The sequence below is a fragment of the Streptomyces sp. NPDC051173 genome, assembly GCF_040689515.1.
Taxonomy (GTDB): Bacteria; Actinomycetota; Actinomycetes; order Streptomycetales; family Streptomycetaceae; genus Streptomyces.
The window spans coordinates 19,669-33,035 of sequence record NZ_JBFBBD010000073.1 but is presented as its reverse complement, the minus strand read 5'-3'; the positions used below and the strand labels follow the sequence as shown (position 1 = coordinate 33,035).

At 72.1% G+C, this 13,367-nt stretch carries 10 protein-coding genes; 3 read left to right on the top strand and 7 right to left on the bottom strand.

The window, feature by feature from the left end; all coding sequences use genetic code 11:
• Positions 1–164: 164 nt before the first annotated feature.
• Entirely contained in the window at positions 165–1,532 is a 1,368-nt protein-coding gene (locus AB0435_RS28130) for a pitrilysin family protein (RefSeq protein WP_366006370.1), read from the bottom strand.
• A gap of 35 nt (positions 1,533–1,567) precedes the next feature.
• Entirely contained in the window at positions 1,568–2,917 is a 1,350-nt protein-coding gene (locus AB0435_RS28125; RefSeq protein WP_366006369.1) for a pitrilysin family protein, read from the bottom strand.
• 236 nt (positions 2,918–3,153) lie between these two features.
• Between AB0435_RS28125 and AB0435_RS28120 the strand changes: the two genes are divergently transcribed.
• Positions 3,154–5,604, top strand: coding sequence for a DNA topoisomerase IV subunit A (locus AB0435_RS28120; protein WP_366006366.1), 2,451 nt, complete (start codon positions 3,154–3,156; stop codon positions 5,602–5,604).
• Positions 5,605–5,670: 66 nt separating this feature from the next.
• Here the strand turns inward: AB0435_RS28120 and AB0435_RS28115 are convergent, their stop codons facing one another.
• The gene (locus AB0435_RS28115; protein WP_366428238.1) at positions 5,671–6,780 is read right to left on the bottom strand and encodes a GTP-binding protein; all 1,110 of its coding nucleotides are present in this window, start codon (positions 6,778–6,780) and stop codon (positions 5,671–5,673) included.
• Positions 6,781–6,793: 13 nt separating this feature from the next.
• Positions 6,794–7,945: a citrate synthase/methylcitrate synthase gene (locus tag AB0435_RS28110; protein ID WP_366428237.1), complete on the bottom strand. Its 1,152-nt coding sequence runs from the start codon at positions 7,943–7,945 to the stop codon at positions 6,794–6,796.
• A gap of 121 nt (positions 7,946–8,066) precedes the next feature.
• On the opposite strand from AB0435_RS28110, the gene AB0435_RS28105 reads away from it, so the two are divergent.
• Together AB0435_RS28105 and AB0435_RS28100 are read left to right on the top strand one after the other, a co-directional pair.
• Positions 8,067–9,320, top strand: a complete 1,254-nt coding sequence (locus tag AB0435_RS28105) for a citrate synthase family protein (RefSeq protein ID WP_366006363.1) — start codon at positions 8,067–8,069, stop codon at positions 9,318–9,320.
• A gap of 60 nt (positions 9,321–9,380) precedes the next feature.
• The gene (locus tag AB0435_RS28100) at positions 9,381–10,295 is read left to right on the top strand and encodes a sucrase ferredoxin (protein WP_366006362.1); all 915 of its coding nucleotides are present in this window, start codon (positions 9,381–9,383) and stop codon (positions 10,293–10,295) included.
• Here AB0435_RS28100 and AB0435_RS28095 read toward each other — a convergent pair.
• From AB0435_RS28095 to AB0435_RS28085, 3 genes are all read right to left on the bottom strand, one after another.
• Positions 10,279–11,334 (bottom strand): ABC transporter substrate-binding protein, encoded by a 1,056-nt coding sequence (locus tag AB0435_RS28095; RefSeq protein WP_366428236.1) that lies wholly within the window; start codon positions 11,332–11,334, stop codon positions 10,279–10,281. The two genes, AB0435_RS28100 and AB0435_RS28095, sit on opposite strands and share 17 nt — an antisense overlap.
• Before the next feature lie 76 nt (positions 11,335–11,410).
• Complete coding sequence (locus AB0435_RS28090) at positions 11,411–12,286, bottom strand: ABC transporter permease (protein WP_366428240.1); 876 nt, start codon at positions 12,284–12,286, stop codon at positions 11,411–11,413.
• Positions 12,287–12,290: 4 nt separating this feature from the next.
• Positions 12,291–13,157: an ABC transporter ATP-binding protein gene (locus AB0435_RS28085; protein ID WP_366428235.1), complete on the bottom strand. Its 867-nt coding sequence runs from the start codon at positions 13,155–13,157 to the stop codon at positions 12,291–12,293.
• Between the last annotated feature and the right edge of the window lie 210 nt (positions 13,158–13,367).

Genomic DNA, 13,367 nt, shown 5'->3' with positions numbered 1-13,367 from the left:
TCGACATCCACACCGCCGAGCTGGACCTGGACGCCGTGCGCGCCGCCCGGATCTTCTGGCCCCGCGCGCCTCCCAGGTGGCTGATGTCACTCGGCGTCAGATGTGTCAGACATGCCGGAACATGACCCGCCGGACGTGACCCGGATGTGAGCCGCCGTCAGGCGTCAGCCGCTGACGACGGTGACCTCGCCGATCCCGAGCGCCTTGACGGGCGCCTCGATCTCCGCGGCGTCACCGACGAGGACGGTCACGAGCCGGTCGACCGGGAAGGCGTTGACGACGGCGGCCGTCGCCTCCACGGTGCCGGTCCCCGCGAGGCGCTCGTACAGCCGCCCCTGGAAGTCGTCCGGCAGATACTGCTCGACCTGGTCGGCGAGCGTGCCCGCGACGGCTGCGGCGGTCTCGTACTTCAGCGGCGCGACACCGACGAGGTTCTGCACGGCGGCGTCCCGCTCGGCGTCCGTCAGGCCCTCGGCGGCGAGGGTGCGCAGCACCGTCCACAGGTCATCCAGGGCGGGGCCGGTGGAGGCCGTGTCGACCGAGCCGCTGATGGCGAGCATGGCCGCGCCGGTGCCCTCCGGGGCGGAGCGCAGCACCTGGCCGAAGGACCGTACGCCGTAGGTGTAGCCCTTCTCCTCGCGCAGGACGCGGTCCAGGCGCGAGGTGAGGGTGCCGCCGAGGCAGTACGTGCCGAGCACCTGGGCGGGCCAGACGCGGTCGTGCCGGTCGGCGCCGATCCGGCCGATCAGCAGCTGCGTCTGGACGGCGCCGGGGCGGTCCACGATGACCACGCGGCCGGTGTCGTCCGCGGTGATCGGCGGCACGGGCCGGGGCTCCGCCGCGGAGCCCGTCCAGGCGCCCAGGGAGTCGCCGAGCGCCTCTTCGAGGTCGATGCCGGTGAAGTCGCCGACGACCACGGCGGTCGTGGTGGCGGGCCGGACGTGTGCCTCGTAGAAGGCGCGCACGGCGGCGGCGTCGATGCGCTCGACGGTCTCCTCGGTGCCCTGGCGGGGGCGCGACATGCGCGCGTCGGCCGGGAAGAGGTGCTTGGAGAGCGCCATGGCGGCACGGCGGGAGGGGTTGGCCAGCTCGTGGGGGATCTCGTCCAGGCGGTTGCGGACGAGCCGCTCGATCTCGCTGTCGGGGAACGCGGGGGCGCGCAGGGCGTCCGCGAGCAGGGCGAGTGCCTTGGCGAGCCGGGAGGCGGGCACCTCCAGGGAGACCCGGACGCCGGGGTGGTCGGCGTGCGCGTCGAGGGTGGCGCCGCAGCGCTCCAGCTCGGCGGTGAACTCCTCTGCGGTGTGCTTGTCGGTGCCCTCCGACAGGGCGCGGGCCATGATGGTGGCGACCCCGTCGAGGCCCTCCGGCTCGGCGTCCAGCGGCGCCAGGAGGTTGATCTCGACGGCCACGATCTGCTGGCCGGGGCGGTGGCAGCGCAGCACGGTCAGGCCGTTGGGCAGGGTGCCGCGCTCGGGGGCCGGGAAGGCCCAGGGGGTCGCCTCGCCGGCCCGCGGCCGCGGGTGGAAGGTCATGGAAGGTCCTGTGGTGCCGGTGGCCACGGCGTCGCTCACTGGGCCGTCTCCTCGTCGTTCAGGTCGTGCTCGGTGTGCTCTTCGGCGGGGGCGGTGGGCTCGTACACCAGCACCGCGCGGTTGTCCGGGTGCAGCCTGGCCTTGGCCGCCCGCTGCACCTCCTCCGGGGTGATGTCGAGGGCGCGCTCCACGGCGGTGAGGGCGAGCTGGGGGTCGCCGAACAGCACGGCGAAGCGGCACAGTTCGTCGGCGCGGCCGCTGACCGTGGCGAGCCGGTCCAGCCACTCGCGCTCCAGCTGCGCCTGGGCGCGCTCCATCTCCTCCGGGGTGGGCCCCTCGGCGGCGAAGCGGGCGAGCTCGTCGTCGACGGCGGCCTCGATGTCGCTCACCTCGACGCCGCCGGACGCCTTGACGTCCAGCCAGCCGAGCGAGGGCGCGCCGGCCAGGCGCAGCATCCCGAAGCCGACGGCCACCGCGCTGCGGTCGCGGCGGACCAGGCGGTTGTAGAGCCGGGAGGACTCGCCGCTGCCGAGGACGGTCAGCGCGAGGTCGGCGGCGTCGGCGTCACGGGTGCCGTCGTGCGGGAGGCGGTAGGCGGCCATGAGGGCGCGCGCGGGCACCTCCTCGCGCACGACCTCGCGCAGCTCCTCGCCGATGACGTCGGGGAGGGAGCCGTCACGCGGCGGCTGCTTGCCGTCGTGCGCGGGGATGGAGCCGAAATACTTCTCGACCCAGGCGAGGGTCCGCTCCGGGTCGATGTCACCGACGACGGACAGGACGGCGTTGCCCGGCGCGTAGTAGGTGCGGAAGAAGGCGCGGGCGTCCTCCAGGGACGCGGCGTCCAGGTCGGCCATGGAGCCGATCGGGGTGTGGTGGTACGGGTGGCCGTCGGGGAAGGCCATGGCCGTCAGCTTCTCGAAGGCGGTGCCGTAGGGGACGTTGTCGTACCGCTGGCGGCGCTCGTTCTTGACGACGTCCCGCTGGTTCTCCATGGACTCGTCGTCGAGCGCGGTGAGCAGCGAGCCCATCCGGTCGGCTTCCAGCCACAGGGCCAGCTCCAGCTCGTGGGCCGGCATGGTCTCGAAATAGTTGGTCCGCTCGAAGCTGGTGGTGCCGTTGAGCGAACCGCCCGCGCCCTGCACCAGCTCGAAGTGGCCGTTGCCCTTGACCTGGGCCGAGCCCTGGAACATAAGGTGCTCGAAGAGATGGGCGAGGCCGGTGCGGCCCTTGACCTCGTGGCGCGAGCCGACGTCGTACCAGAGGCAGACGGCGGCGACCGGGGTCAGGTGGTCTTCGGAGAGCACCACCCGCAGGCCATTGGCCAGGCGGTGCTCGGTCGCTGTCAGGCCGCTGGAACCGGCCTGTTGCGTGGCCGTGTGACCCATGGGCATGTACGTCCCTTCGATCGCGTGGAATCCCGCGTGGAGGCTCGCGATGGTTCGCGACGACTCGCGTGATGAACAGTCCTGTCACTGTATGCAAGCGTGCTGACATCTGGCGAAGTTCCCGGTGCGGTGCCCTCTTACGGACGGGTCGGTTGTCGGCGTTGTCAGTGGGGCGGTCCACAATGGTCGGCGTCAGCATCCCGCCTCGGCAATCGATCGAAGGAGCAGCAGCCGCGATGGCCCGCCGCAGCACGAAGACCCCGCCGCCGGACGACTTCGAGGAGCGCATCCTCGACATCGACGTCGTCGACGAGATGCAGGGCTCCTTCCTCGAGTACGCCTACTCGGTCATCTACTCGCGCGCCCTGCCCGACGCCCGGGACGGCCTCAAGCCCGTCCAGCGCCGCATCCTCTTCCAGATGAACGACATGGGCCTGCGCCCTGAGCGTTCGTACGTGAAGTGCGCACGCGTCGTCGGCGAGGTGATGGGCAAGCTCCACCCGCACGGTGACGCGTCCATCTACGACGCCCTGGTGCGCATGGCGCAGCCCTTCTCGATGCGCGTGCCGCTGGTCGACGGGCACGGCAACTTCGGTTCGCTGGGCAATGACGACCCGCCCGCCGCGATGCGTTACACCGAGGCGAAGATGGCGGCGACGACGTCGCTGATGACGGAGTCGATCGACGAGGACACCGTCGACTTCACGCCGAACTACGACGGCAGCGAGCAGGAGCCGGTCGCGCTCCCGGCCGCCTATCCGAACCTGCTGGTCAACGGCGCCTCCGGGATCGCGGTCGGCATGGCGACGAACATGCCGCCGCACAACCTCGGCGAGGTCGTGGCCGCCGCCCGGCACCTCATCAAGCACCCGGGCGCCGACCTGGACACCCTGATGCGGTTCGTGCCCGGCCCGGATCTGCCCACGGGCGGCCGCATCGTGGGCCTGGCCGGCATCCGGGACGCGTACGAGACGGGCCGGGGCACCTTCAAGATCCGGGCCACCGTCACCGTGGAGAACGTGACGCCCCGTCGCAAGGGCCTGGTCGTCACCGAGCTGCCCTACACGGTCGGCCCGGAGAAGGTGATCTCCAAGATCAAGGACCTGGTCGGCGCCAAGAAGATCCAGGGCATCGCCGACGTCAAGGACCTCACCGACCGCTCCCACGGCCTGCGCCTCGTCATCGAGATCAAGAACGGCTTCAACCCCGAGGCCGTGCTGGAACAGCTCTACAAGCTGACGCCGATGGAGGAGTCCTTCGGCATCAACAACGTCGCGCTGGTCGACGGGCAGCCCCTGACGCTGGGTCTGAAGGAGCTGCTGGAGGTCTATGTCGACCACCGCTTCGAGGTGGTGCGGCGGCGCAGCGAGTTCCGGCGCACGAAGCGGCGGGACCGGCTGCACCTGGTCGAGGGTCTGCTGGTGGCGCTCCTCGACATCGACGAGGTCATCCGGATCATCCGATCGAGTGAGAACGCGGCGCAGGCCAAGGAGGGCCTGATCGCGCGCTTCTCGCTCTCCGAGATCCAGACGCAGTACATCCTCGACACCCCGCTGCGCCGTCTGACGAAGTTCGACCGGATCGAGCTGGAGTCGGAGCGCGACCGGCTCGACGACGAGATCGCGAAGCTGACCGCGATCCTCGAGTCCGACGCGGAGCTGCGCAATCTGGTCTCCGGCGAACTGGCCGACGTGGCGAAGAAGTTCGGCACCGACCGGCGGACGGTGCTGTTGCAGTCTGCGGGTTCGCCCGCGTCCGCCGTGCCCCTTGAGGTCGCGGACGACCCGTGCCGGGTGCTGCTGTCCTCCACCGGGCTGCTGGCCCGTACGGCGGGCGGCGAGCCGTTCCCGGACGACGGCGAGAAGCGCGTCAAACACGATGTGATCGTCTCGGCGGTCCCGGCGACGGCCCGTGCGGACGTGGGCGCGGTGACCTCCGGGGGCCGGCTGCTGCGCCTGCCGGTGATCGACCTGCCGCAGCTGCCGGAGACGGCGGCCGCGCCCAGCCTGGCGGGCGGGGCGCCGGTGTCGGAGTTCCTGACGCTGGAGGACGACGAGCGGGTGGTGTGTCTGACCACCCTGGACGAGTCCTCGCCGGGTCTCGCGATCGGCACGGAGCAGGGCGTCGTCAAGCGCGTGGTCCCGGACTATCCGGCGAACAAGGACGAGCTGGAGGTCATCTCGCTCAAGGACGGTGACCGCGTCGTCGGCGCTGTCGAGCTCCGTACGGGCGAGGAGGACCTGGTCTTCATCACGGACGACGCGCAGTTGCTGCGCTATCCGGCGGGGCAGGTGCGCCCGCAGGGCCGTCCGGCGGGCGGCATGGCGGGCATCAAGCTGTCGTCGGGGGCGAAGGTGATCTCGTTCACCGCGATCGATCCGGCGGCGGACGCCATGGTGTTCACGGTGGCCGGGGCGGCGGGCACGCTGCTGGGTGCTTCGGAGACGTCGGCGAAGCTGACGCCGTTCGACCAGTACCCGCGCAAGGGGCGGGCGACGGGCGGTGTGCGCTGCCAGCGCTTCCTCAAGGGCGAGGACTGCCTCGTCATGGCGTGGGCGGGCACGTCCCCGGCACGGGCCGCCACCTCCAACGGCACCCCGGCCGACCTGCCGGAGACGGATCCCCGGCGTGACGGCTCGGGCACTCCGCTGACGAAGTCGGTGGCTGTGGTGGCGGGCCCGGTGTAGGGCTCCCCCGGCGAAGGCGCTGTGCGGGCCGGTCCTCCCGGCCCGCACGAAGCCGGCGACGGGTCGTCAGCCCTGCGCGTAGCGCAGCACGCCCCACATGGTGTTCTCGTCCGCGTCGCCCGTCTCCAGCCGCCGGCAGCCCTCCAGGCCGGCTCGCAGGGCGGGCGCGTCGATCCCCGTCCCGATCAGCACCAGCTGGGTGACCCGCTCCTCCGCCCGGCCCCACGGCGCGGCGTAGAAGCGCAGGAAGTCGCCCACCGCGTGCACCGCGTACCGCACCCCGCGGTGGCCTTCCGCCCCGAAGTGGACGAAGCCCTTGATGCGGTACAGGCCCTCCGGGCGGTTGTCGAGGAAGTCCATCAGCCGCCGCGGATCCATCGGTTCCGCGGAGGTGAAGGCGACGCTGTCGTACGCGGCGTGCAGATGGCGGTGGCCGGGGCTGCCGGGACTGTCCCCCGCGCAGTCCCCGCCGCAGCCGTGCGTCCCGCAGTCGTGGGCGTGCTCGTCCTCTTCCCCGAGGTCCCGCACGAGGTCCTCGAAGGACAGCTGGCGTATCGCGCCCGGCTCTTCCCGCTCCCGCGCCTTGCGGTCGAAGAGCAGCTCCGGGTCGATCCGCCCGTGGGCCGACTCCAGGACGGGCGTGCCCGGGCCGAGCCGGGCCAGCTCGTCGAGGACGGCCCGCCGCTCCGCCTCCCCGGCCCGGTCCGTCTTGTTGAGGACGACGAGGTCGGCGATGGCCAGGTGGCGGTCGATCTCGGGGTGCCGGGCGCGGGTGCGGGCGAACTCCGCGGCGTCCACGACCTCGACCAGGCCGCCGTAGACGATGCTCGCGTTGTCGCTGGCGAGGATCATGCGGATGAGCTCCTGCGGCTCGGCCAGCCCGCTGGCCTCGATGACGATGACGTCGATCCGGGCGGCCGGGCGGGCGAGCTTGTCGAGGAAGCCGTCGAGCTCGCTGGTGTCGACGGCGCAGCACAGGCACCCGTTGCCCAGGGACACCATGGAGTCGACCTGCCCGGCGACGCTCATCGCGTCGATCTCGATGCTGCCGAAGTCGTTGACGACCACGCCGATCCGGCTGCCCCCGCTGTGTTTCAGCAGGTGGTTGAGCAGGGTGGTCTTGCCGGATCCGAGGAAGCCCGCCAGCACGATGACCGGGATCTGTCGTTTCGCCAAGAGGCAGCCTCCATCACAGCTCGGGCGCAGCGGGGACCGGCTGCGGCGGGGGCGGGCCGACATAGCGGGCCGCCGGGCGGATGATCTTCGAGTCCTCCGCCTGTTCCAGGATATTGGCGCTCCAGCCGACCACGCGGGCCGCGCAGAACGTGGGCGTGAACATCTCCCGCGGCAGCCCGCAGAGCTCCATGACGACGCCCGCGTAGAACTCCACGTTGGTGTGCAGCTCGCGCCCCGGCTTGAGCTCGGCGAGGATCGCCTCGACCTTCCCCTCGACCTCGACCGCGAGGTCGACCAGGGGGCCGCCGAAGTCCCGCGCGATGGAGCGCAGCATGCGTGAGCGCGGGTCCTCGGTGCGGTAGACGGGGTGCCCGAAGCCCATGATGCGCTCGCCCGCCAGGACGCGTTCGCGGATCCAGGGGTCGATGCGGTCCGGGGTGCCGATGGCGTCGAGGGTGTCCAGGGCTCGGCTGGGCGCGCCGCCGTGGAGCGGTCCGGACAGGGCGCCGACGGCGCCGCCGAGGCAGGCGACGAGGTCCGCCCCGGTGGAGGCGATGACGCGGGCGGTGAACGTCGAGGCGTTGAAACCGTGGTCGACGGTGGAGATGAGATACCGCTCGACCGCGCGGGCCCGGCGTGGCTCGGGCTCGCGCCCGTCCAGCATGTAGAGGTAGTTGGCGGCGTACGGGAGGTCCTCGCGCGGCTCGACGGGCTCCAGGCCCCGGCCGAGCCGGTGGAGCGCGGTGAGCAGGGTGGGGACGGCGGCGCAGGCGGCGAGGGCGTCGGCCTCGCGCCGGGCGGCGGTGATGTCGTAGAGGGGGCGGAGCCCGGCGGAGGCGCCGAGCAGCGAGAGCGCGGTGCGCAGCCCGGCGAGCGGGCCGGACGGCGCGCAGGAGCGGGCGATGGCCGGCAGGGCGTCGCGTACGTCGGCGGGGAGCCGGCGCAGGGCGGCGGTCTCGGCGGCGAAGGCGGTCCGCTGCGCCGCGTCGGGGAGGTGGCCCCGGAACATCAGGTGCCAGACGTCCTCGAAGGAGCGGCTCCCGGCGAGCTCGACGGCGGAGAACTGGCGGTAGTGGTAGAAGCCTTCGGTGCCGCGGACATCGCCCAGGGCGGTGTCGGTGACGACGACGCCCGCGAGTCCGCGCGGTACCTCGGTGATCGGCATAGCGGTGTCTCCTCGATCCCTTGAGTGGTGCTCCTTGAATCTTGATACGACTGTCCATCCTTGATTCAATGGCTGTCAATATTGATTGAGTCAATATGTACACGCCGGTTACGGTGTGCCCATGGCGGATCATGAGACGGGCGGCCCGGCTGCGGGCGACGGCGACAGAGGACGGCTCACCACCCGCGAGGTCGCCGAGCGGCTGGGCGTCAAACCGGAGACGGTCTACGCGTACGTCAGCCGCGGCCAGCTCTCCAGCCGCCGCGGCCCCGGCGGCCGGGGCAGCACCTTCGACGCGCGGGAGGTCGACGCGCTGGCCCGGCGCGGCAGGCGGGAACCGGCGTTCGGCGGCGAGACGGCGATCCGTACGGGCATCACGCTCATCGAGAAGGACAGGTACTTCTACCGCGGCGTCGACGCGACCGCGCTCGCCGGGCGCCACGCGTACGAGGAAGTGGCCGACTGGCTGTGGACCGGGGAGCTGCGCCCCGGCGTCCGCTTCGCCGCACCCGAGGAGACGCTGGCCGCGGCGCGCCGAGCCGTGGGCGCGCTGCCCGCCCACAGCGGGCCCACCGACCGGCTGCGGGTGGCCGCGATCGCGGCGGCGGCCGCGGATCCGCTGCGCTTCGACCTCTCCCCGCAGGCGGTGCTCGGCACGGCCCGTGGCCTGATCCCGACACTGGTCGACGCCCTGCCGCCGGCCGGCCCCCCGGCGGACACCGACGACCGGATCGCGCCACGGCTGTGGGCACGGCTGACGTCACAGGCTCCGGACGAGGCGTCGCTGCGCGCCCTGGAGGCCGCGCTCGTCCTGCTGATCGACCACGACCTCGCCGCCTCCACCCTCGCGGTGCGGGTCGCGGCGTCCGCGCGCTCCCATCCGTACGCCGTGGTCTCGGCGGGGCTCGGCGCCCTGGAAGGGCCGCTGCACGGCGCAGCGAGCGGGCTGGCCCACCGGATGCTGACGGAGGTGCTGGAGCGCGGCAGCGCGGGGGCCGTGGTGGCGGACCACCTGCGGGACGGCAGGCGCGTACCGGGACTCGGCCACCGCCTCTACCCCGGGGCGGACCCCAGGGCCACCGCGCTCCTCGCCCGGCTGGAATCCGTACCCGCCGCCGCGCCCGCCCTGGCGGCGGCCCGGGAGGTCGAGGCCACGACGGCACGGCACGTACCCCTGCACGCGAACATCGACCTCGCGCTCGCGGTCCTCTCCGTCGCCTCGGGCATGCCGCCCGAGGCGGGCGAGACGGTCTTCGCGGTCGCGCGCACGGCGGGCTGGATCGCACACGCCCTGGAGGAGTACGCCGAGCGGCCCCTGCGGCTGCGTCCCACGGGCCACTACTGCGGCCCTCGGCCACCACAGCCCCTGCCCTGACGGCCGAGCGGGGATTCCGGGACTCACCCTCCCCGCCAAAGGCAGGTTAGGCTTACCTTCGTGAGTACGTGCGCGACCGTCTCCCGTCAACTCTCCGAGCCCCTGGCCGGCACCGCCGCCACCGCCCGGACCTGGCTGCTGCTCGAACAGCCCGGCCCCTGGGGCGCGAACGCGCTCGCCACCAGCCACCTCGACCCCGCCGTGGGCAGCGCGCTGGAAGAGGCCGCGGCAGGCACCGGCGTACGGATCGCCCTCATCCGGCGCCCCGGCCGCCACGCCGACTGCCACCGGCCCACCACGCAGCGGGTGTTCCTCGCCCACACCGCGCCGGGCCGCTCCTGGATCCGCACCACGGACCTGACCGACCCGGCCGCGCTGACGGAGCTGGACCTCGGCGCGCTCGGCGCCGGCGAGCACGGCGGGCTGTGGGAGCCGTACGCCGGGGACCCGCTGGTGTTCGTCTGCACCAACGGCAAGCGCGACCGCTGCTGCGCCCTGCTCGGCAGGCCGCTCGCCGCCGAACTGGTCAGCGCGGGCGGGATCGAGACCTGGGAGGTCACCCACATCGGTGGCCACCGCTTCGCGCCGACCCTCTTCGTCCTCCCCTACGGCTACGCGTACGGGCGGGTCACCGCGCACGGCGTCAAGGACGTGCTCGAAGCGGCGCGCGACGGCCGGATCGTGACGGAGGGGTGCCGCGGCCGCTCCGCGTGGGAGCGCCCCGCCCAGGCGGCCGAGCTGGCCGTCCGCGAACTCACCGGCGAGGAGGGCGCGGACGCCCTGGACGTGTCCGGCACCGAGCCCGCTGACGGCCCGGCCGCGCACTGGTCCGTGACCGTCACCCACACCGACGGCCGGGCCTGGCGGGTCCTCGTCGAGCAGGGTGCCGCCGAGCCGCCCCGCCCGGAGAGCTGCGGCCGGACGCCCGGCACCCCGGCCCGGATGGACGTCGTGTCCGTCAGCCCGCTTTCCTGACGAACTCCGTCGTGTAGGTCTTCTCCAGGTCGATGTCCGCGCCGCGGATCGTGGGGTTGAACGCCTTGAGCACGTCGTGCACGGTCTTCGGCCCGTCGTCGGGCATCACACCGTCCCGGGTGAACATGGGCAGGGTGTTCTTGACGGCCTGGACGTAGAGATCCTTGCCGCCCTTGGCGTAGTCGGCGGGCATCTTGGCGGCGATCTCCTCGGGGCTGTGCGAGGCCATCCACGCCAGGGTCTTCACGAAGGCATTGGCGAGCTTCTGCGTGGTCTCCTTGTGGCCGTCGACCCACGAGGTGTTCATGTAGAGGCTCGACGCGGGGTAGAGCCCGCCGAGCGCCGCCCGCGAGCCCTCGGGTGTCCGCAGGTCGACCAGCACCTTGCCGGTGCCCTGGGCGAGGACCTGGGTCACGGTCGGGTCGGTGGTCATCCCGCCGTCGACGGAGCCCTGCTGGAGCGCGGAGACGAAGGTCTGGCCGGCGCCGACGGCGACCGGGGTGACATCACTGACCTTCACGCCGTTGCGCACGGCCAGATACTTCGTCAGGAAGTCGGTGGAGGAGCCGAGTCCGGTGACGCCCAGCTTCTTCCCCTTGAAGTCCGCGGGCGACCTGAGGTCGCCCTCCGCCTTCTTGGAGACGATCTCGACCTCCCCCGGCGTCCGGGCGAGCTGGACGACCGACTCCACCCGCTTCCCCTTCGCCTGGAGGTCGAGGGTGTGGTCGTAGAAACCGACGACGCCCTGCACCTCGCCGGCGACCAGGGCCGTGGTGGCCTGCACCCCGGCCGGTTCGGTGAGGAGCTGGACGTCGACGCCCTGCTCCTGGAAGAAGCCGAGCCGCTGGGTGAGCACCGCCGGCAGATAGATGACCTTGTCGAGACCTCCGACCATGATCCTCACGGTCTTCCCGGAGGTCTTGCCGCCCCCGGCGTTGGCGCCGTTTCCGGACACCTCGTCGGCACACCCGGCGAGAACGGTCACGAGGGCCACGGCGGCAGCCGCGAAGCGGAGGCGGGCACTGCTGGTTGAACGCATGGCTGCTGTTCCTTCGAGTGAGGGGGAGAGAGGACGAGGGCCGTGGACGCCAGACCCTCCGGCGTCCTGCGCGGCCTCAGTCGCCCGCCCCCGGCTGGGCCGCCTTCCAGCGGAACAGCCGCCGTTCCGCGAACGTCAGCAGCCCTTCCGCCAGCAGCGCGACCACCGCGAGGATGACCATCGCCGCGTACACACCCGCCGAGTTGAACGTCCCCTGGGAGGCGGCGACGAGCAGCCCGATCCCCTTCGTCGCCCCGATGTACTCGCCGACGATGGCCCCGATCAGCGCGAAGCCGAAGCTCACATGGAGGCTGGTGAAGATCCAGGACGTGGCGGACGGCACGACGACCTGAAGGGTCACCCGGCGGTTGCTCGCGCCCAGGATGCGGGCGTTGGCGACGAGGTTGCGGTCCACCTCCCGCGCCCCCTGGAACGCGTTGAAGAAGACGGGGAAGAAGACCAGCACCACGGCCGAGGCGACCTTGGAGGCAGGGCCCAGGCCGAACCAGATGAGGAAGATCGGCGCGAGGACGATCCTCGGCAGCGCGTTGAGGATCTTGATGTACGGGCCGAGGACGTCGGCCAGGAAGCGCACCCGGCCGAGCGCGATGCCGAGGGCCACGCCGCCCGTCACGCCGATGACCCAGCCGAACAGGGCCTCGTAGAGCGTGTACCAGATCTGCTCGCCGAGCGAGCCCTGGGCGGTGCCGTGTGCCGTCCACTGCACGATCTGGTCCCAGATCTCCGACGGCATCGAGAAGTTGAAGGGGTCGATGGCCTTGTGCCGGGCCATCAGCTCCCAGGCCCCGAGCACGACGGCGAGCAGCAGCACCCGCACGGCGAGGACCAGCAGCTTCCGGTGACGGGCGGCCCTGGCCCGGGCCTCCGTACGGCCTGTCGCACTCTTCGGCGCGGCCGCCGCGGCGGGGACGACGGCGGAACGGGACGGAATCGACTCATGCGACACGCTCGGCACCCCTCTCCCGTGTGATGCGGACCTCTTCGCCGAGCGAGGACCAGATCTCGCGGTAGATCTCGATGAACTCCGCCTCCAGACGGATGGATTCGACCTTCCGGGGCCGGGGCAGCCGGACGGGGAAGACCTCCTTGACGGTGGCCGGGCCGGCGGTCATCACGACCACCTTGTCGGCCAGCGCGATCGCCTCCTCCAGGTCATGGGTGACGAAGACGACGGACGCGGCCGTTCCGCCGGGCCGCCCACCGCCCCACAGCTCCAGGAGCTCGTCCGACATCAGCGCGCGGGTCTGCACGTCGAGCGCGGAGAACGGCTCGTCCATCAGCAGGATCGAGGGGTCGCCGACAAAGGTCTGGGCCAGTGCCACACGCTTGCGCTGGCCACCGGAGAGCTGGTGCGGATAGCGGTCGGTGAAGGCCGCGAGACCCACCCGGCCGAGCCAGTCGAGGGCGCGCTCGCGCGCCTCCGCCTTCGGCACGCCACGGAATCGCGGACCGGCCATCACATTGGACAGGACCGTGCGCCAGGGGAACACCGCGTCCTGCTGGAAGACGAACCCGACCTCCGGCCGGATCCCGGTCACGGGTTCACCGTCGACGAGCACCTCGCCCTCGGACGGCTCCTCCAGCCCGCTGACCAGAGTGAGGGTGGTCGACTTCCCACAGCCGGTGGGTCCCACCACGGCCACGAACTCACCGCGCTCCACGGTCAGGTCGAGATCGCGCACGGCCGTGTGCCCCGCGCCCGAAGGGGTGCGGAACACCTTGGTGGCGCCGCGCAGCTCGATGGCCGGATACCGGCCCGGTGGGGTCCCGCTGGGGGTAGCGTCGCTCGTCCCGCTGTTCATCGTGGTGCCTCCTGTGCCCGGCTCGTCCGCCCCGCGGTCCCTCGGGGCGGTGCTGGACCGTAGGCGCGGCGCGCCCCGCGCGGACAGCCTTGTGAGCGCTGTGCGGGTTGAGGGCACGAACCCTGTTCTGCTCGTTTTGCTCGCGGTAGAACAACGAAAGCGCTACGGAACCGGCCACTGGCCGGTCGTCCGGCTACGTTCTGGTGGCAC